This window comes from Shinella sp. GW821-FHT11G07 (genome assembly GCF_058808115.1).
Window position 1 is genome coordinate 17,276 of sequence record NZ_JBXARJ010000014.1, and the last position, 17,704, is coordinate 34,979.

Consider the following 17,704-nt stretch of genomic DNA (forward strand, 5'->3'; position numbering starts at 1 on the left):
TGGAGCCCGAAGCCGCGGTTCTTGTCCGGCTTCGGGTCAACTGCTTTGGGGAAGAGACGTGACGTCAGAACGAACGCCCGGCAGCCTGCCCATCCAGCTTCTAAGGCTCGTCAGCCCGAGCCAGCCAGTTGGCGCGTTTTCCTATTCCCGTAGTCTGGAATGGGCGGTCCACGACGGGATCGTTCGCGACGAGGCCACAGCGTCCGGCTGGATATTCGGCCTCATCGAGCACAGCTACGCAGTCTGCGATGCGGCCCTGTTCTGGCGCATGATGCTGGCTCTCGATGCGGGCGATCGGGCGGCGTTCCTGAGCGCCAATGCGTGGCTGTCGGCGGCACGGGAAAGCCGGGAGATCGAGCTGGAGGACAAGCAAATGGGGGAATCGCTGCTGCGGGTTCTCCAGGACCTCGAGGTGGCCTCCGCTCGATCCTTCGCCGAGTGCAGGCTGAGCTACCCCGCGGCTTTCGCCCTTGCCGCCACCCACTGGAATATCGCGGCGGCGGATTCGCTACGCGGACTGTTGTGGAGCACCATCGAGGGGCAGGTATCCGCCGCCATCCGGCTTGTGCCGCTGGGGCACACTGCCGGCCAGCGTCTTCTCATCGCGGCAGGAGACGTCATCGAACGTGCAGCCCTGAGGGCTGAATCCATAGAGGACGACGACATCGGCAATGCCGCACCGGCAATGGCGATGGCCAGCGCATGGCACGAGACGCAGTACAGCCGGCTGTTCCGCTCATAGGCTACCTTTCGGACCCTTGAGCGGATCGCGCCAGACCTTCGAACCAGTCCAGGAGGGCGATGATTTGATTTCCTTGTTTCTCGGCCTTCGGTCCGTTCTCATCCTAGCTGCAGCCGGTGTGCTTTTCGGCGCTTTCCTAATGTTCTGGGAGGCGATCCTGATGCTTTGGCAGAGCTTCCGGATGGTGCGGCTCGATCCGGATATTTCGGTCATCGTTTCGGTTCTTCGCGCTACCGACAAGATTCTGCTGGGCATCGTGCTGATGGTTGTCGGCTGCGGTATCGCACTTGGCTTTGCGCTCGACATCCCCGAGGCACAGCGATCCCGGCTGCCGCAATGGATGATTATCGATACCGTCGCGGAACTGAAGAACCTCTTCTTCCAGATGATCATCCTCTATCTGGTCGTGCATTTCGCAGCCCAGGTGGGCGAGATGCAGACGGCCCCGGAGTGGGAAGCTCTCGTGCTGCCGATATCCGCGCTCCTGCTGGCGGGCGCGATGAAACTGACCGCAAGCTCGCATCATCTGTCGGAGGAAGTGCGTCGCGACAAGGGCGACGATCGAACGAAGGGACCGGTTTGACGGCTGGCTCGGACATCCGCCCGTCCCGCCAGCTGCCGGGCCGAAAGCCATTCGCTCTTGGGAGCGTAAAACGCTTTTGAACAGAAAAGACCGTCAAAAGGACGGATCAGAAGAGAGGATTTTCGTCGATGGCAGGTGGCTGGCACGCCGAACTGGAGCTGTGGTTTGCGAATTCCTACGGGAAGACGCGACTGATGCGCCGGCGGCACCTCGGGCCGCTTGCGGTACAGCGCGCCTTTCATCCTGAAGACGACGGTTCAGCGCATGTCTATCTCCTGCATCCGCCGGGTGGCGTTGCGGGCGGTGATATCCTCGAGATCACCTGCCATCTTGCACCGCTGGCACGCGCTGTCCTTACGACGCCCGGTGCGACGAAGTTTTATCGCAGTGAAAGCGGTGCGAGCGTGCAGCGCACCCAGATCGATGTCGGGGCCGGCGGGGCTTGCGAAAATCTCCCGCAGGAGACGATCCTCTTCGACGGCGCCGATGCCTCGATCAGCACGCGTGTCACGCTTGGCGAGGATGCCTCTTATGTCGGTTGGGATTTCTTCAGCCTTGGCCGACCGGCGGCGGGTGAACGCTTCGCGGGCGGGCGCCTCCGCCAGCGCGTCGAAATAATCCGGGGCGGCGAGCCCATCTGGTTCGAACAGATGGTGTTTTCGCGCGCGCCGGAAGTTCTGGACGCGCCGTTCATCTTTGCCGGCCGGCCCATCATGGGAACGCTGGTCTATGCGGGGCCGGTGCTTGAGAACACGGTCGAACACATCCGCGATCACCTGGGCGCGGCGGCGCATGGTGTCTTCTCGATAAGCCAGCTCGAACGCGTGATCGTCTGCCGCTACCTCGGCCAGCGCATGTCGGAAGGCAAGGCACTCTTTCTGCAAGCGTGGAGCATCCTTCGCGAACGCGGCCTGATGAAGAAGGCCGTTGCTCCGCGCATCTGGGCAACGTGAACCGAAACGATGAGGACAAAGCCATGGAACTGCTACCGCGAGAAAAAGACAAGCTCCTGATCTTTACGGCAGGGCTGGTCGCCGAACGCCGCAAGGCAAAGGGCTTGAAGCTGAACTATCCTGAGGTCGTGGCCTATATTTCCGCGACCCTGCTGGAGGGTGCCCGCGAGGGGCGAACCGTGGCCGACCTCATGTCCTACGGTGCGACGCTGCTGACCCGTGACGATGTGATGGAGGGCGTGCCCGAGATGCTCCACGACATCCAGGTCGAAGCAACCTTTCCGGACGGCACGAAGCTTGTCACCGTTCACAACCCCGTCCCGTAAGGAGGCCATGATGATTCCCGGCGAATATTTTATCGAGGATGGCTCCATCGAGCTGAATGCAGGGCGGCAGACATGCAAGATCGACGTCGCCAACTCCGGCGACAGGCCCATCCAGGTCGGCTCGCACTACCACTTCTATGAAACGAATGATGCCCTGCTGTTCGACCGCGAAGCCACGCGGGGTTTCCGCCTCAACATTCCGGCAGGAACGGCCGTCCGTTTCGAACCGGGCCAGGAACGCACCGTGGAGCTCGTGGCACTCGACGGCAACCGCGAGGTTTATGGGTTCAACGCCAAGGTCATGGGCAAGCTGTAGGAGGCACGGATGGGAACGATAACACGACAGGCCTATGCCGATCTTTACGGCCCCACCAAGGGCGACAGGATGCGGTTGGCCGACACGGAACTCGTCATCGAGATTGAGGAAGATCGCACCGTCTACGGGGAGGAAGTGACCTTCGGCGGCGGCAAGGTGATCCGCGACGGCATGGGCCAGGGCCAGCGCCCGGCGGCCGAGGTCGCCGACATGGTCATCACCAATGTCATCATTATCGACCACTGGGGTATCATCAAAGCCGATGTCGGCATCAAGAACGGCCGCATCTCTGCCATCGGCAAGGCCGGTAATCCGGATATCCAGCCCGGCGTAACCATCGTTGTCGGCGGGGGAACGGATGTCATTGCAGGGGAAGGCCGGATTCTCACCGCGGGCGGCATAGACACGCATATCCATTTCATCGCGCCTCAGCAGGCGGAGGAAGCGCTGGCAAGCGGGACGACCACGCTCGTCGGTGGTGGCATCGGCCCGACCGTCGGCACGCTCGCGACGACCGTGACAGCCGGCCCCTGGGCAATCCACCGGATGCTCGAGGCGGTTGAAGGATTGCCGATCAATGTCGGCCTGCTCGGCAAAGGCAATGTCAGCCTTCCCGATCCGTTGCGCGAGCAGATCCGCGCGGGCGTCGTTGGTCTCAAGCTGCACGAGGACTGGGGTACGACGCCTGCGGCGATCGATAATTGCCTTAACGTCGCTGACGAGATGGATATCCAGGTGGCGATCCACACGGACACGCTCAACGAAAGCGGTTTCGTGCGGGACACATTCGCGGCCATGAAGGACCGGACTATTCACAGTTTCCACACCGAGGGCGCCGGCGGTGGCCATGCGCCCGACATCATAACGGCGGCCGGGCAGGAGAACATCCTGCCCTCGTCAACGAACCCGACACGGCCCTATACGATCAACACGGTCGATGAGCACCTCGACATGCTGATGGTCTGCCACCATCTCAGCCCGCAAATCCCCGAGGATGTCGCCTTTGCCGAGTCGCGCATCCGGCGGGAAACGATCGCCGCAGAAGATATCCTCCACGATCTCGGTGTCTTCTCGATGATGTCGTCGGATTCCCAGGCGATGGGCCGCATCGGCGAGACGACGCTTCGCTGCTGGCAGACCGCGCACAAGATGAAGGTGCAGCGCGGGCCGCTTCCGGAAGACAGCGAGCGGAACGACAACTTCCGCGTCAAGCGCTACGTCGCCAAATACACGATCAACCCGGCGCTGACGCACGGCTTTGCCCATGAGATCGGCTCCATCCAGGTCGGTAAGCGCGCCGATCTCGTGCTCTGGAAACCGGCCTTCTTCGGGGTCAAGCCGCAGTTGGTGATGATCGGCGGCATGATCGCGATGGCGCCGATGGGCGACCCCAACGCCTCGATCTCCACGCCGCAGCCGGTGCACTATCGGCCGATGTACGGGGTGCTCGGCCGAGCGCTGGGTTCGACAGGCGTGACTTTCGTCTCGCAGGCTGCGCTCGATGATGGGATCGGCGAGCGGCTGAGGCTGTCCAAGCAGCTTGTCGCCGTCAAGGGCACCCGGACGGTGCGCAAGAAGGACATGGTGCACAACAGCCGCACACCGAAGCTGGAGGTCGATCCGCAGAACTACAACGTGCGCGTCGACGGGGACCTGATTACCTGCGAGCCGGCCGATGTGCTGCCGATGTCGCAGCGCTACTTCCTGTTCTAGGAGCTGAAAAGGCCGGACGCGGATGCCGCGCCCGGTCCTCCATCGGCAGCCGGCCGGATTGACGCACGCATATGCCGGTCTCCAACTTGCGTGAGGAGCAGAGATCAATGCAACTGGATCGATTTCGCGACCATCCGTCCTTGTCCCTCGTGGATTGGTCCCTGCGAGGCGTCGGGCAGGTCGTTTTCCAGAACAATCCTCTGTCTGGCCTGGTGATCCTCCTCGCGCTCGCCTGGAACTCCTGGATCTACGCCGCGATCTGCATCCTCGGTGTCATATCGAGCACGGCGACTGCCCTTCTTCTCAAGGCCGACAGGGGCATGATGCGGGACGGGCTGTATGGTTTCAACGGCGCGCTGGTCGGTCTGGCGCTCATTGCCTTCACCAGCGAAGATTTCCGGATCGGGGCCATGCCATCCGTCGCGATGGCGGTCTATCTCATCTGCGCTGCCGCCTTCACCACCATGGCCTTTGCCAGCATGGGTGCCGTCCTGGGGCCGCACAAAGTTGCCCCGCTGACGATGCCTTTTGTGCTCATCGGCTGGCTGTTTCTCTTTGCCGTTTTGAAGTTCGATGCGATCGACGCGGGGCCGATGGCAAAGCCGATTTCGCCGGATCAGTTTTCCGAAACGGTGCCCTATGTTCTCTCGACTTGGTACGAAGGGATAGGCACGTCGATCGGCCAGATCTTCTTCCAGGACAACTGGATCTCCGGCTACGTCATCCTTGTCGCCATTGCGCTAAACTCCCGCATCAGTGCCGCGATGGGGCTCCTCGGCGCGATCGTTGGTACGGCGGTAGCTGCCCTCTATGGCGGTCCCGAAGGGGCGGTGCGGGACGGTCTCTTCGGCTACAACTCCGCGCTGACCGCGATGGCGCTTGGCGGCGTTTTCCTCGTCCTCACCTGGCGGAGCCTGCTTTATGCGGTTTTCGGGGCTGTCGTCACCAGTTGGCTCTGGGCATCGGTTGCCATCTTCCTCAAGCCGATCGGAATGCCGGTCCTGACGTCCACCTTCGTTCTCGTCACTTGGCTCATGCTGCTGGGGCAGGGGGCGTTCAAGGCGCTCGTGCCGGTGCCGCCGGCCGAATCCACGACGCCTGAGGAAAACCGGGCGCGCTATCTTGCGCGGCAGACGCCGGAGTGAACCCCGCTCCGTGGGGGGAGCTGGCAATGACGCCTTAATCTCCGGCGGCGTCGGATGCTGCGCTCGGTTCAACGCCAAAAAGCCGTTGTTTGATCGCCTCTCTCGCCGTCTGGACGACGATGTAGAGGACCGGGATCACCACCAGCCCAAGCACGGTGCCGAGCAGCAGGCCGCCGAGAACTGTGGCCCCGATTGCCTGGCGGCTGCCCGCTCCGGCACCGGACGCGATCACCAGCGGAATCACGCCCAGGATCGATGCGAGGGCCGTCATCAGCACGGGTCTGAAGCGCTGGGACGTGCCTTCAGTCGCCGCCTCGAGGATACTCATGCCTTCCTCGCGGCGCTCCTTTGCGAATTCCACGATCAGGATGGCATTCTTGGCCGCCAGCCCGATGAGCAGCAAGAGGCCGATCTGGGCGTAGATGTTGAGATCGATCCCTCCGACGACAAGAGCCCCTAACGCACCGACGACGGCGACGGTAACCGACAGCATGACGGCGACCGGCACGCTCCAGCTTTCGTATTGCGCGACGAGGAAGAGGTAGGTGAACACGATCCCCATGATGAGGATGAGTACCGTCTCGTTGCCTGCCTGTTTCTCCTGAAGCGCAAGCCCCGTCCATTCGAAGCCGAAGCCGGACGGCATCGCCTCCGCCGCCAATCCACCCATGATCTCGAGCGCCTGACCCGTGCTGGTGCCGGCTGCGGCCTGTCCGTTGATCGATGCGGAGGAAAACAGATTGTACCGGTTGACCGCGCTCGGCCCGTAGATCGTCGAGATCGAAACCATGCTCTGCAGCGGAACGAGGTCGCCGGACTGGCTTCGCACCCGCAGGCGCTGAATGTCCTCGATGCGCTGGCGGAAGGCCGGTTCGTCCTGCAGTCGGACCTGGTACACCCTGGAGAAGATGTTGAAGTCATCGACATAGGCGGATCCGAGATGCGCCTGCAGCGTACTGAAGATCGCCGCGGGCGAAACGCCGTAGAGTTCGGCCCGCTTTCGGTCGATATCCAGATAGAGCTGCGGGACATCGGCCGAGAAGGTGCTGAACACGCCGGCAAGTCCGGGCGTCTGGTTTGCGCGAATGATCAGGTCGCGCATGACCTCGGCGAGCTCCTGCTGGCTTTGTCCGGCACGGGCCTGGAGACGGAAGTCGAAGCCGCCGGTCGTGCCTAGCCCGGGGATGGCGGGCGGGTTGAAGGGCACGATCGACGCTGTCGAGATCGCTGCAAGTTCGGGGCGCAGCCGGTCGATCAGGGCAAAGACGCTCTGGTCGGTTCCGCGCTCGCTCCACGGCTCGAGCGCGGAAATGATCATGCCGCTGTTCGAGCCGCCGCCGCCAACGATGCTTATACCGGCAATGCCGATCGTGTTGGCGATCCCTGGTGTTTGCTGAAGCAGGGAACTGACTTGCGCTATCGTCTGCTGCGTCCGTTCCAGGGATGCAGCGTTCGGAAGCTGCACGTTCATGAACATGTATCCCTGGTCCTCGGCCGGGACGAAGCCCGTCGGCAGAACGCGATAGAAGCCGTAGATGCCGCCAAGGACGGCGACGAAGAGAATGCCGGCGAGCGCAAGACGGCGCGCGAAGATCGTGAACAGCCGCAGATAAAAGCGACGGGACGCATCCAGGCCGCTGTTCAGCTTGCCGAAGATCCCGGTCTTGCGTTCCGGGGCGGGCCTGAGGATGAGCACGCAGAGCGCCGGGCTCAGGGTGAGGGCATTGATCGTCGAGAAGACGATCGTCACCAGGATCGTGACCGCGAACTGGCGGTAGAGTTCGCCGGTGATGCCGGCCAGGAATGCGACGGGAACGAAGAGCGCGGCGAGAACCAGCGTCGTCGCGACGATCGGACCCGTGACCTGCTGCATGGTGGTGAGGGTCGCGGTGCGAATGTCCATGGCCTGTTCGTTCATCAGCCGCTGGACATTCTCCACGACGATGATGGCGTCATCCACCACGAGGCTGATCGCCAGAATAACGGCGAAGAGCGTGATCGTGTTTGCCGAATAACCGAGCACATAGAGAACGGCAAAGCCGCCGATCAGCGAGACCGGGATCGTCAGGGTCGGGATGACGGTTGCGCGCCAGTCCTGCAGGAACGCGAAGACCACGGCCACGACGAGCACGAAGGTTATTGCGAGCGTCTCGAAAATCTCGCGGATGGTCTCCCGCACGAAGGAGGTCGTATCGAAGACCAGCGTATAGGCGACATCATCCGGGAACTGCGTCGAAAGCCTCTCCAGTTCGGCGAGCACGGCGGTCGAGACTGCAAGCGCGTTGGCGTCGGACGACTGATAGACGACGACGGTCGCGCTTGGATGACCGTTGAGCGTCGAAGCCGTGTCATAGGACTGGGCACCGAGTTCCACGCGCGCGACGTCCCGAAGCCGGACGACACCGCCGTCCCGGTTGCTCCTGACGATGATGTTGCCGAATTCGGTCTCGCTGGCGAGCCGCCCGCGCGCCGTCACCGTAAGCTGCAGCTGCTGGCCTGTCATCGCGGGAGGCGAGCCGATCTGGCCGGCCGAGGCCTGCGCATTCTGGGCCCGGATCGCAGCGCTGATGTCCGCTGCCGTGATGCCCAGTGCCTCCATACGGTCCGGGTTCATCCAGATGCGCATGCTGTAGGTCGGCCCGAACACGCCGGCTTCGCCGACGCCGGGAAGGCGGGCGAGGGCATCGCGAATGTTCACAGACGCGTAGTTACTGATGAAGACCTCGTCCCGGGTGCCTTTCGGCGAATAGATTGCCAAGCCGAGCAGCATGCTGGACGACCGGCTGCGGACCGTCACCCCGGCCTGGGTAACGGCGGCTGGAAGGCGAGGCGTTGCGAGAGCCACGCGGTTCTGGACGTTGACCTGGGCCATCTCGGGGTCCGTCCCCGCCTCAAAGGTCACGGTCAGGCTATAGGTGCCATTGTCGGTGCTGGACGATGACATGTACATCATGCCTTCGACGCCGTTTACCTGTTCTTCGATCGGTGCGCCGACGCTGTCGGTCATCACCGTCGCGTTGGCGCCTGGATAACTCGCGGAGACCTGGACTTCCGGCGGCGTGATCTGGGGAAACTGTGCCACCGGAATCTGCAGCAGAGCGACCACGCCGGCAATCAGCATGACGACGGCGATGACCATTGCGAAGCGCGGGCGGCCGATGAAGGGGGCGGAAATGTTCATTTGGACACCGCCGGCTGGGACATCTCCTCGACGACTTCGACATGGGATCCGACTGTGATGTTCTGAAGCCCGTCGACGATCAGGCTTTCACCGCCTTCCAACCCGGTGTCGATGATCCAGCTTCCTTGCGCCTGCTTGGATACGGTGATCCGGCGCTGGACGACTTTCTTGTCTGCGTCGACCAGCATGACGTATTTGCCTTCCCGGTCTTGCTGCACTGCGCCGAAGGGGACGGTCGGTCGTTCGATCCGCGCGGTTTCGGCGACGACGACCGTCACGAACTGGCCAGGGATCAGGAGGAAATCCGGGTTGGGAAACAGCGTCCGCACCGGGAGGGTCCCGGTTCGCTCATCGACCTCGCTTCCCAAAAACGCGATGGGCGCCTTGTGCGCATAGGCCTGTCCGGTCGATAGCCTCAGCGTCGTCGCGTACCGGCTGGCAAGGTCGTCCTTGCTCACCCCGCCGGCCGCCTCCCGCAGTTCGAGCAGGGCGCGGTCACTCACCGAGAAGACGACCCGAACGGGGTCCATCTGCACGACACGCGCCAATGCGGCCGATGCGGAGTTGACGAAGCTCCCGGCCGCAAAAGCGGCCGTCCCGATGCGTCCCTTCAAGGGCGAGGTGATGCGGCTGTAGCTGAGATTGAGCTCGGCCTGACGCACCGCTGCCTCGGCGGAGAGAACGCTTGCAGCGGCCGTATCGCGCGCGGTCTCACTCTGCTCGAGCGTCGCGCGGGCGACCGTCTGGTTGAGGGAGCGGTTGCGCGCAAGTTGCCGGTCGGCATCGAGCAAGGCTGCCTCGGCGCGCGCAAGGGAGGCCTTTGCGTCGGCTAGCGCGATATCGAGCGCCCGGCTGTCCATCCGGAACAGCTCCTGGTCTTTTTCGACGGAGGAACCTTCCTCGAACAGCCGTTCGTCAATGAAACCGTCGATGCGGGAACGGATGTCGACGGCATTGAGGGCTTCCACGCGCCCCACGAATTCGTGTTTCGGCGAAACGTCCTCCAGTACAACGGTGATCGTTGCTACCTTCGGCACGTCATCGGCGCGTGCGGGGACCGATATGAACTGCGAGGCTGCGACCAGTGAGGCGAGGAGGAGGCCAGAAAAGCTATCGGGGATTCCCATCCGTTCCACTCCGGAAAAGGTCAATGTCCGCGGCCGAAGCCGGGAATGAAAACCCGGAGACGACCGTCGCGTTCCGGGTGTCGGCACTGCAAAGCATATTTCTGCATGGCGCGAGCCGGAAAGCGGAAAATGCCTTTAAATCCCGGGATTTGCCCTCATTGGGAGGAAAATGGATGCAGTGCATGGAGCCGGGATAAACTGCACAGGGACGTCGATTGAGCCACTCAACATCCTTGGGCCCGGCAGGCTCCGCCGGGGCTGCTATGGGTGTCCAGCGAGGTAGCTGTTCATCAGGAGGGAGTCCAAGGACGGGGCGCTGCCGTGCATATCCGCGGGCCGGATCCGTGGATGCTTGATCCCGAGCCAGCCCGCCTCACGAGCCTCCTTCGGCGTCATGTTGAATTCGCGCCGGAAGGTCCGGCTGTATGTGGATGCGTCCATGAAACCCCACTCTTCGGCGATCGCCGAGATCGAGCGCCTGTCCGTATCGTCGGCGAGGACGTCCCTGGTGCGCAGCAGACGTTGGCGCCGGATATAGTTGGAGATACCGCCGGTCGGCTCGAAAATCCGGTACAGCCGGGACCGCGAGACGTTCAGATCCCGGCACAGTCTTTCCGGCGAGAGATCGCGATCGGTGAGTTGTGCAGCGATAAGCTTGTTTGCCCGCGCCATGATTACCGCATTGATCGGTCCTTCCGCTTCGAAAACATGATTGTGGGATAGGGTGATGCAGGCGGTGAGCAGGCTGGTCGTCGCAACAGCGATGTATTCGGTGTCGCGCTCGGCTCTGTCCGGAAGCGAGTGATGGAGAAGCTGGATGTAATCGGTGATGAAGGTTGCCATTTCCGGGCGGATGGCGAGATCGAAGGGCTGCGAGAATGCAAAATCCCTTGGAAGAAAAAGTGCAAGGAAGCCATCGTCCTTGCTCTGGTCTTCATGCGGTGCTGCAAGGCAATGCCAGCGCAGCTTCCCGACTTGTCTCGGCCCCCTGTTTGAAGAAAGCGTATACGGGATGCTCAGGACCCAGTGATCGAAAACCGGACTCTTCTTGGTGCTCCAGCGTCGGCGATAACCGGTGCCGGGATACTCCAACGCCAGCAGGGCAAGATTGCCGAGTTGCCAAACCCGCTGGCGGGCAGCGAAGGTTTCGAACTTGTCCCGCAGAAGCGTGATGTCTACCAGGCTGGCGTGCCAGGTCCTGTATAGATCGAACTGTTCGGCCGGTGGTGCCGCGGACGTGTCAATGTCGATGGCGCACTTCAGGGGCGCTTGTTCGCTGGCCTCGGTGACGGTTTGAGCCCTGCTCTCCATGGAAAACCACCCTACCGTTTGGACGCCAGCGAGCGGCCGAAGAGAATGTTGATCAGAAGATGGCCCGACAGTTTGGAAGCTTCGTGGATGGGGCGCCGCGCAGGGCATCTGGAACCTTGCCGGCCGCGTTTACGTGCGGTCTCGGGAGAGACGTTTAACATCCGGCTGCTTGAAATCGTCCGTCTGTCAGAATTGTTTGCCAGGATGCCGTGGGCGTTCGCCAACCGTTGGCGCCGTAGGCCGCCAGCGACAACGCCGGCGGGTTCGGTATTACTGGACAGCCGGGACGCAGATGCGCCGGTCGCTAGGCAGAGTGCCGAATGCTCGCTTGCGTCCATGACGAGCTCCTAGTGCGGTGTGAGCCTCTTCAAAAAGTGCCAACCAAGCAGGGTCCCGAAAACCGATCTTGCCGTCTCTGCGCAAAACGAATTCAAGAAAAAAGGAAAAGATCGAGAGTTTGGATCGTTAGGGTCGGACACTGCGAGCGAGATTAGTCCTGCCATTGGATTTGAACATATACATGGAATCCCAATTACCAGCGTAACGTCCAATTCTTGGCCGAGGCGGCGCCCGGCCCTGCCCGTTGCAGGCGGGTGCGCTGCATTTTCAGCAACTGGCGTTTATCGATAGCCCCAGCGAGTTGTTGATGAGGAGGCTGTTGAGTGTGCTGGCGTTGCCTACGGGTTGGTCTATACTCAGCCAGGTCGAATGCTGTACTCCCTGCCATCCGAGGGCCCGCGCTTCCTTTGGGGATAGGCCGAATTCCCGTTTGAACATGCGACTATAGGTCGACGGGTCCATGAACCCCATGCTCTCGGCAACATGTGAGACCGAGCGCGCGTCCGCACTGTCCGCGAGTGCGCGGCGCGTCTCAAGCAGGCGCTTGCGGCGGATGTAGTTCGAGATACCCCCGGCAGGCTCGAAGATTCGATAGAGGCGGGATCGGGACACGCCGACGCTTCGGCAGAGATCGTCCGGGGTCAGTTCCGGATCGGCGAGCCTTGCATCGATCACGCGAATGGCGCGGGTGATGATCACGGCGTCGATCGGAGCTTGCGCCTCCTCCAGCTTTTCGCGGCAAGGGGTGAGCGTTGCGGCGACGATGTGCGTTGTTGCGGCGACGATCCCGGAAACGTTGTTTTGCTTGAGATTGGCAAGATTGCGATGAAGCAGGAGCAAATAGTCTGCGAGGAATTCGGCGGCGCTGTCGGTGATCTCGGGGTGAAGCGGGGCCGCGACTGCGCTGTGGGGAAGGAAAAGGGCGGTGAAGCTGCCTTCCGTTTCGCAGACATCGGGTACCGCCAGATTCTTCATGCGAAGCGTTCGCCGGGATTTTTCATCGGCCGCGTCGATTTCCGCAGAGGATTTCACGGTAACGAGCCAATGGTCGACGGCCGGTTTTCTCTTGTGCTCCCAGCGGAGGAGATGATGCGGGGAGGAGTCGATCGCGGCAAATGCGAAGTCGCCGAGTTGCCAGATCTTTTCCTGTGCCTCGAAGGTGACGGTTTCACCACACCGCAGGCTGACATCAACAATGTCCGAATGCCAGCTGCGAAAGAACTCAAAGCGTTCGGGCGCAGATGCACAGGCCGTATCACATTCGATCGCGCATTGCAGAGGCTCGTCCAGGAAAGGATCTGCCGGTTTCCGTTCCACCCGTGCGTCCATGATAGTTCCCCGAATTCAAGAGTTGGCAGGCGCGAAGCCTGCCACTGTCTACGCGTATGGACCAATCAAGAGAAAAGCTTATTCGCCTCGCGGTTGCAATGCTGGTTTTATACTGGAAATAAATCGCGGGCGAACGTCATTAATAATAATTAACCTCCGTGAACCGCGGGTGCGGAACGGCACAGTCAATAAACAACGTATCGCGGTGAAGGTGAGCAAGGAATCCCAATTGCGGGACCAGCGTATCTATTTCAGGCCCCGTGCGCACATAAACCGTCGCGTCGCGTCGACTAATCCCCGGCTATGGTTCATGAAACACCATTGCTCGCCCGGAGGCTTTGACAATGATCAAGACTGTTGCGACCCACTCCATCTTCTGCATGAGTGCGGTGCTCGCCTTGAGCCTTGGCGTGGCGCAGGCGGCGACGTTCAGCGCCCGTGGAAACGAGCCGGGTTGGCTGCTTGAGATCACTGAAAACGCAATCACGTTCCGTGATCAGGATGGGGAGACCTTTTCCATCGAACCCGTTCCGGCATCGGTCGCGGCCGACAACGGCGCAACTTATGCCGCCGTTGTCGGAGGAGAGGCTTTTGCCCTCACGGTTGCCGACAAGGGTTGCTCCGATACGATGACGGGAATGCCCTATCCGAAGACGGTGACATTGGTCGTAGGCGAACGTCGCCTGGCTGGGTGTGGAGGCGATCCCGCAAGCCTGCTTCACGGAGACTGGAAAATCGACGCCATCGGCGGAAAAGCGATCGTCGAAAAATCCGAGCCGACGTTGACCTTCGCACCGGACGGCCGCATTCACGGCAATGGATCGTGCAACCGGTTCTTCGGCGGTTTCACGCGATCGGGAGAGGGCTTGAAGCTCTCGGAGACCGGTGCCTCGATGATGCTTTGCGATCAACCGCTGATGGCTCAGGAGCGCGCGCTTCTGGCTGCCTTCGACGGCGTGACCCGCTTCGAGGTCCTGTCGCCGACGCAAGTACAGCTCGTCGGGTCGAGCGGCGCGCTGGTGAGCCTGCGGAAATAGACCCGCCGGGGGCCTTCATTCGAAGATTGCCACGAGCTGTCTGGATGCCACCGCGAACGAAAGGCCATGCTCGAAGGCGCCGGTGCGAAGAAAATTCAGCACCTCGACCACGACGATCGGATTGTACATCATGAAAGTGTGTGTCGCGTGCACGACGAGATGATCGGCGGCACCCTCGAGCTTGGTCGATTCGACGGTAACCTTGCCGTCGTTCGGCCCCGGCAGCACCGAATTGAAGATGGGGTTGACAGAGATGTCGCCCGCGATGATGCCGACCGGGTAGTCGGGCATGGGCAGGAGGTTCGGGATTGCATCGGATCCCGTCCCGAGCTCAAGTCCGGCCGGACCATTGATCCATTCGAACGGCGGCAGGTCGCCGAACACGTCGACGATCTCCGAGCCGTGGTTCGGAGGCGCCAGCATCACCACCCGCCCCAGTTCCGGCCGGGGATTACCGGCGAGCCAGTAGCGGACGAGGATCCCGCCCAGCGAGTGCGTCACGAAGTGGACAGGACGCGATCCGCATCGTTCCACAGCCGCGCCCATATGGTCCGCGAGTTCTGATATCTTCGCAGTAGTCGATGGATATTCGGCACTCACGACGTGATAGCCGCGCTGTGCGAGTGTCTTCTCCAAGAGCCAGAACGAGCCTGAGCCGCGGGCGAGGCCATGCACGAGGATGACGCATTCCTGGTCGCCATGATGTGAATTTATCGCCATGGCAGGTTCTGCGGCCAGCGCGAGACAAACCGCTGGCAAGGCAAACACCGCCGTTTTCAGGCGCCGCAAAAAGCCCGCCAGCAGGCGTGTCGCGCTGCTGCTCTTCGGTTTTTTGATCAGGCGCGGTGGAAACACGCAAACGCCTCGTTGTTCTCAGAGAGTGTTCTTGTGCACACGGCCATCTTTCATGATCACCGTGAAATTCTTCTGTGGATCTTCCAGGAGCTTGATGTCGTCGACCGGATTGCCGTCCACCACGAGAAGGTCGGCGAACGCACCGTCCTCGATGATCCCGATCTTGCCGGGATAGGGATTGCGTAGATTGGAAAGCCCGAGCAGCTCCGCGTTGCGGGAGGTCGCCATTTGCAGCACTTCGGCGTTGCTATACCAGTTGCTCAGATGTGTCAGCATGATGTTCTGGCGGGGGCCGAGTTCCGGTGAGAAGAGGACGTCCGAGCCCCAGGCCGTCTTGATGCCGTGCTTGCGCGCAAGCTGATAGGTCCGCGGCGTTCCGACGAAGAGCTGCTGTATGCGTTCAAGACCCGGCCCACTTTGCGATGCCGCGTCCGCCATCGTCAGGAATGGCTGCATGCTGAGCCACGCCCCCTTTTCGGCGATCATGACGGCTGTTTCCTCGTCCATGAGGTGCGCGTGCTCGATGCACGTCACGCCGGCCTTGAGGGCGCGTTGCACGGCGCGTGGCGTATAGGCATGGATCGCGATATAGGAGTTCCAATCGTCCACGACGCCGACGGCCGCGCGCAGGTCTTCCTCGCTGAACGTCGTCATGTCCAGCGGGCTGCGGGGGGACGACACCCCGCCGCTGCCGACAAGCTTGATCTGCGAGGCTCCCTGCAGAAACTGCTCCCGGATGCGAAGCTTCAAATCGTCGATACCATCGGCGATCGCAGAACCGCCCAGGATCTCGCCCCCGCTCAGCCTGCCGCCGTCCCTTGGGATCTCGTGCGGAAGACGCAGGTCTCCGTGCCCTCCGGACGTAGTGATCATGGCCCCGGACGGATAGATCCGCGGTCCCGGGATCAAGCCGGCGTCGATGGCCTGCTTGAACGAAAAGACAGGCCCGCCGAGATCCCGAACAGTCGTGAAGCCGCGCATCAGCGTGCGGTCGGCCTCGGCCGTCGAGGCCGCATAGATGATGCCGGGATCCCCGCCGAGCAGGAGATTCAACGGAACCGCGGCAAAGATGGTGTGCCAGTGCGCATCGATCAGTCCGGGAATGATGACGCCGTTCCGGCAATCGAGAACGGTCGCGTCTTCTGGCGGCGGTGCATTGCTACGGTCGATCCCGGCGACCTGGTTGTTGACCACGAGGACCTGAATATTGTCGGTGACTGAACCGGCCTTGCTGTCGAAAAGGCGCGCCTTGCGAAGCAGGGTCCTGGTCGGCTGGCCTACCGCCTGGGCAAAGCCTTGTGCGGGAAAGGTGGTGGCTACGGCGGCCGCGGCCATCCCGGATAGAAAGCCGCGCCGCGACAAGGCATCCAGCCGGCGAGAGGCCTTCTGCAGGTCCGGACTGAAGCAACCGCAGCCGGCATCATGGACAAGATGGCGATACTTCTTTCCGATCCGCAACATGGGCTTTCCTCTCTGCTTCCGTCAAATCGTGACAGGCCTACTCGACCACCACATCCCCTCCGATGGCGCTCGCGCTGTCGAACAGGAGAAAGATGATCGGGGTTCCGGGCTCGGCTGTCGCATCCGTGCGTCTGGCGCCGACCCTGCCGCTACGCGCTGCGGCGTATTCCGCCACCACCTCGCCGAATGTGTTTCTCTGGATCGCGACCTTCTGGCCTATCTCCACGGCTTGGTTGAGCTTGACCAGGAGCTCGATGAACCCCCCGTGTGTCGCAATCACCGGGAAAAGGCCGTCCGCGATGAAAACATTCGAATCCTTGCCGGTGCGACCCATCGGTCCCGGCAGAATGCCGTGATGCTTGATCACGTTCATCGTCCCCTCCACGAACAGGGCGATCATATCGTGGTCGAAGATACGCGGCAGGCCGATTTCGGGCGTGAGCGCCGGAATGCCGGCATCGATGAGCGCGTTGGAGAGGAGGCCCGGCTCGGCCTTGTTGTCGAAGATCTGGTCGATCGGGTAGAGCTCCGCCATCGCGCGCACCTCCGGAATATCCATTCGGGCCAGATGGAATGCGGTCGCGTCCATGCCGGTCGCGGCGGTGTGGAAATCCAGCCCATAGTCGAGATTGGGGCGAAGCAGGCGGTTGAAGACGAGGCCGGCATGACGAAGCGGCGCGTCAGGGCCGTCCTCGCGGCCGGGAAACAGCCTGTTGATGTCGATGAGGTCGATGCCCCGGCCCGAATTCGGCCACCGGCGCGCCATCCCCTCCACGGCGGGACGCGACACGTCGAAGACGGCCATCACCGATCCGCACATGGCGGCCGGATCGAGCTGGTTCATCACCGTCTGGATCATGTGGATCGGGTTCATCTCGTCGCCATGCACACCGCCGATCAGGCCGAGCCGCTTTCCGGGCGCAGCACCCTTCGCCACCATGACCGACACATACCAGGTTTGACCGGTCGGCATCTGCACGCCCTTGAAATAGAGCCTGTGCGTCTTTCCCGGTTCGAGGTCCGCAATGTCGAGCGAAGTTATGACCCGCTTTCCGTCAATGACATCGCCGGTATAGACGGTGCCTTGTGCGGACGCCGTTGCGTCGCTGGAGGACGTCTGGGCGCTCGACGTCGTAGCCATGAGCCCGGCCGCCCCCACCGTGGCAACCGAGGCGATCATGAAACTGCGGCGATCCAGTCCCTCATTGCCTTGATCGGTCATCGCTGCACTCCTCCATCCTGTCTTTTCATCGGCCATCGGCCGGCGTAGAGAAATTCTCGGTCCT

16 protein-coding genes are annotated in these 17,704 nt (G+C 62.0%); 9 read left to right on the forward strand and 7 right to left on the reverse strand.

Annotated elements, in window-relative coordinates; genetic code table 11:
- Positions 1–58: 58 nt before the first annotated feature.
- The 7 genes from AC1RT2_RS24015 (at position 59) to AC1RT2_RS24045 (ending at position 5,778) form a co-directional block, all read left to right on the forward strand.
- Entirely contained in the window at positions 59–742 is a 684-nt protein-coding gene (locus AC1RT2_RS24015) for an urease accessory protein UreF (protein WP_493105933.1), read from the forward strand.
- A gap of 64 nt (positions 743–806) precedes the next feature.
- Positions 807–1,325, forward strand: coding sequence for a YqhA family protein (locus tag AC1RT2_RS24020; protein ID WP_069061875.1), 519 nt, complete (start codon positions 807–809; stop codon positions 1,323–1,325).
- A gap of 128 nt (positions 1,326–1,453) precedes the next feature.
- Complete coding sequence (locus AC1RT2_RS24025) at positions 1,454–2,278, forward strand: urease accessory protein UreD (protein ID WP_493105935.1); 825 nt, start codon at positions 1,454–1,456, stop codon at positions 2,276–2,278.
- Positions 2,279–2,301: 23 nt separating this feature from the next.
- Positions 2,302–2,604, forward strand: a complete 303-nt coding sequence (gene ureA, locus AC1RT2_RS24030; RefSeq protein ID WP_493105937.1) for an urease subunit gamma — start codon at positions 2,302–2,304, stop codon at positions 2,602–2,604.
- A gap of 10 nt (positions 2,605–2,614) precedes the next feature.
- Complete coding sequence (locus AC1RT2_RS24035) at positions 2,615–2,920, forward strand: urease subunit beta (protein ID WP_493105939.1); 306 nt, start codon at positions 2,615–2,617, stop codon at positions 2,918–2,920.
- Positions 2,921–2,929: 9 nt separating this feature from the next.
- On the forward strand, positions 2,930–4,633 hold the full coding sequence (gene ureC, locus AC1RT2_RS24040) for an urease subunit alpha (protein ID WP_493105941.1): 1,704 nt from the start codon (positions 2,930–2,932) through the stop codon (positions 4,631–4,633).
- 107 nt (positions 4,634–4,740) lie between these two features.
- Positions 4,741–5,778, forward strand: coding sequence for an urea transporter (locus AC1RT2_RS24045; protein ID WP_493105943.1), 1,038 nt, complete (start codon positions 4,741–4,743; stop codon positions 5,776–5,778).
- A gap of 34 nt (positions 5,779–5,812) precedes the next feature.
- On the opposite strand, the gene AC1RT2_RS24050 is transcribed toward AC1RT2_RS24045, so the two are convergent.
- Together AC1RT2_RS24050 and AC1RT2_RS24055 are read right to left on the reverse strand one after the other, a co-directional pair.
- Positions 5,813–8,959: an efflux RND transporter permease subunit gene (locus AC1RT2_RS24050; RefSeq protein ID WP_493105945.1), complete on the reverse strand. Its 3,147-nt coding sequence runs from the start codon at positions 8,957–8,959 to the stop codon at positions 5,813–5,815.
- Positions 8,956–10,086, reverse strand: coding sequence for an efflux RND transporter periplasmic adaptor subunit (locus AC1RT2_RS24055; RefSeq protein WP_493105947.1), 1,131 nt, complete (start codon positions 10,084–10,086; stop codon positions 8,956–8,958). The genes AC1RT2_RS24050 and AC1RT2_RS24055 overlap by 4 nt, the downstream gene beginning before the upstream one ends.
- A gap of 23 nt (positions 10,087–10,109) precedes the next feature.
- Between AC1RT2_RS24055 and AC1RT2_RS24060 the strand changes: the two genes are divergently transcribed.
- On the forward strand, positions 10,110–10,283 hold the full coding sequence (locus tag AC1RT2_RS24060; RefSeq protein ID WP_493105949.1) for a hypothetical protein: 174 nt from the start codon (positions 10,110–10,112) through the stop codon (positions 10,281–10,283).
- 64 nt (positions 10,284–10,347) lie between these two features.
- Here the strand turns inward: AC1RT2_RS24060 and AC1RT2_RS24065 are convergent, their stop codons facing one another.
- Both AC1RT2_RS24065 and AC1RT2_RS24070 read right to left on the reverse strand, forming a co-directional pair.
- Positions 10,348–11,397 carry a helix-turn-helix domain-containing protein gene (locus tag AC1RT2_RS24065; protein WP_493105951.1) on the reverse strand — a complete coding sequence of 350 codons (1,050 nt, stop codon included), beginning with the start codon at positions 11,395–11,397 and terminating at the stop codon, positions 10,348–10,350.
- Positions 11,398–12,003: 606 nt separating this feature from the next.
- Positions 12,004–13,065 carry a helix-turn-helix domain-containing protein gene (locus tag AC1RT2_RS24070; RefSeq protein WP_493105953.1) on the reverse strand — a complete coding sequence of 354 codons (1,062 nt, stop codon included), beginning with the start codon at positions 13,063–13,065 and terminating at the stop codon, positions 12,004–12,006.
- 344 nt (positions 13,066–13,409) lie between these two features.
- On the opposite strand from AC1RT2_RS24070, the gene AC1RT2_RS24075 reads away from it, so the two are divergent.
- Positions 13,410–14,102 (forward strand): META domain-containing protein, encoded by a 693-nt coding sequence (locus tag AC1RT2_RS24075; RefSeq protein WP_493105955.1) that lies wholly within the window; start codon positions 13,410–13,412, stop codon positions 14,100–14,102.
- 15 nt (positions 14,103–14,117) lie between these two features.
- Here AC1RT2_RS24075 and AC1RT2_RS24080 read toward each other — a convergent pair whose 3' ends face one another.
- The 3 genes from AC1RT2_RS24080 to AC1RT2_RS24090 are packed head-to-tail and all read right to left on the reverse strand — an operon-like array spanning position 14,118 to position 17,640.
- Entirely contained in the window at positions 14,118–14,957 is an 840-nt protein-coding gene (locus AC1RT2_RS24080) for an alpha/beta fold hydrolase (protein WP_493105957.1), read from the reverse strand.
- A gap of 18 nt (positions 14,958–14,975) precedes the next feature.
- Positions 14,976–16,418 (reverse strand): metal-dependent hydrolase family protein, encoded by a 1,443-nt coding sequence (locus AC1RT2_RS24085; protein WP_493105959.1) that lies wholly within the window; start codon positions 16,416–16,418, stop codon positions 14,976–14,978.
- A 37-nt stretch (positions 16,419–16,455) separates the two neighbouring features.
- The gene (locus AC1RT2_RS24090) at positions 16,456–17,640 is read right to left on the reverse strand and encodes a M14 family metallopeptidase (protein ID WP_493105961.1); all 1,185 of its coding nucleotides are present in this window, start codon (positions 17,638–17,640) and stop codon (positions 16,456–16,458) included.
- Positions 17,641–17,704: the final 64 nt, after the last annotated feature.

Excerpts from the sequence above, each read along its gene's own strand:
- AC1RT2_RS24050 (WP_493105945.1), bottom strand. The coding sequence starts at position 8,959 with ATGAACATTTCCGCCCCCTTCATCGGCCGCCCGCGCTTCGCAATGGTC.
- ureC (WP_493105941.1), top strand. The coding sequence starts at position 2,930 with ATGGGAACGATAACACGACAGGCCTATGCCGATCTTTACGGCCCCACC.
- AC1RT2_RS24035 (WP_493105939.1), top strand. The coding sequence starts at position 2,615 with ATGATTCCCGGCGAATATTTTATCGAGGATGGCTCCATCGAGCTGAAT.
- AC1RT2_RS24090 (WP_493105961.1), bottom strand. The coding sequence starts at position 17,640 with ATGACCGATCAAGGCAATGAGGGACTGGATCGCCGCAGTTTCATGATC.
- AC1RT2_RS24045 (WP_493105943.1), top strand. The coding sequence starts at position 4,741 with ATGCAACTGGATCGATTTCGCGACCATCCGTCCTTGTCCCTCGTGGAT.
- AC1RT2_RS24060 (WP_493105949.1), top strand. The coding sequence starts at position 10,110 with ATGTCCGCGGCCGAAGCCGGGAATGAAAACCCGGAGACGACCGTCGCG.
- AC1RT2_RS24065 (WP_493105951.1), bottom strand. The coding sequence starts at position 11,397 with ATGGAGAGCAGGGCTCAAACCGTCACCGAGGCCAGCGAACAAGCGCCC.
- AC1RT2_RS24025 (WP_493105935.1), top strand. The coding sequence starts at position 1,454 with ATGGCAGGTGGCTGGCACGCCGAACTGGAGCTGTGGTTTGCGAATTCC.
- AC1RT2_RS24070 (WP_493105953.1), bottom strand. The coding sequence starts at position 13,065 with ATGGACGCACGGGTGGAACGGAAACCGGCAGATCCTTTCCTGGACGAG.
- AC1RT2_RS24075 (WP_493105955.1), top strand. The coding sequence starts at position 13,410 with ATGATCAAGACTGTTGCGACCCACTCCATCTTCTGCATGAGTGCGGTG.
- AC1RT2_RS24055 (WP_493105947.1), bottom strand. The coding sequence starts at position 10,086 with ATGGGAATCCCCGATAGCTTTTCTGGCCTCCTCCTCGCCTCACTGGTC.
- AC1RT2_RS24085 (WP_493105959.1), bottom strand. The coding sequence starts at position 16,418 with ATGTTGCGGATCGGAAAGAAGTATCGCCATCTTGTCCATGATGCCGGC.
- ureA (WP_493105937.1), top strand. The coding sequence starts at position 2,302 with ATGGAACTGCTACCGCGAGAAAAAGACAAGCTCCTGATCTTTACGGCA.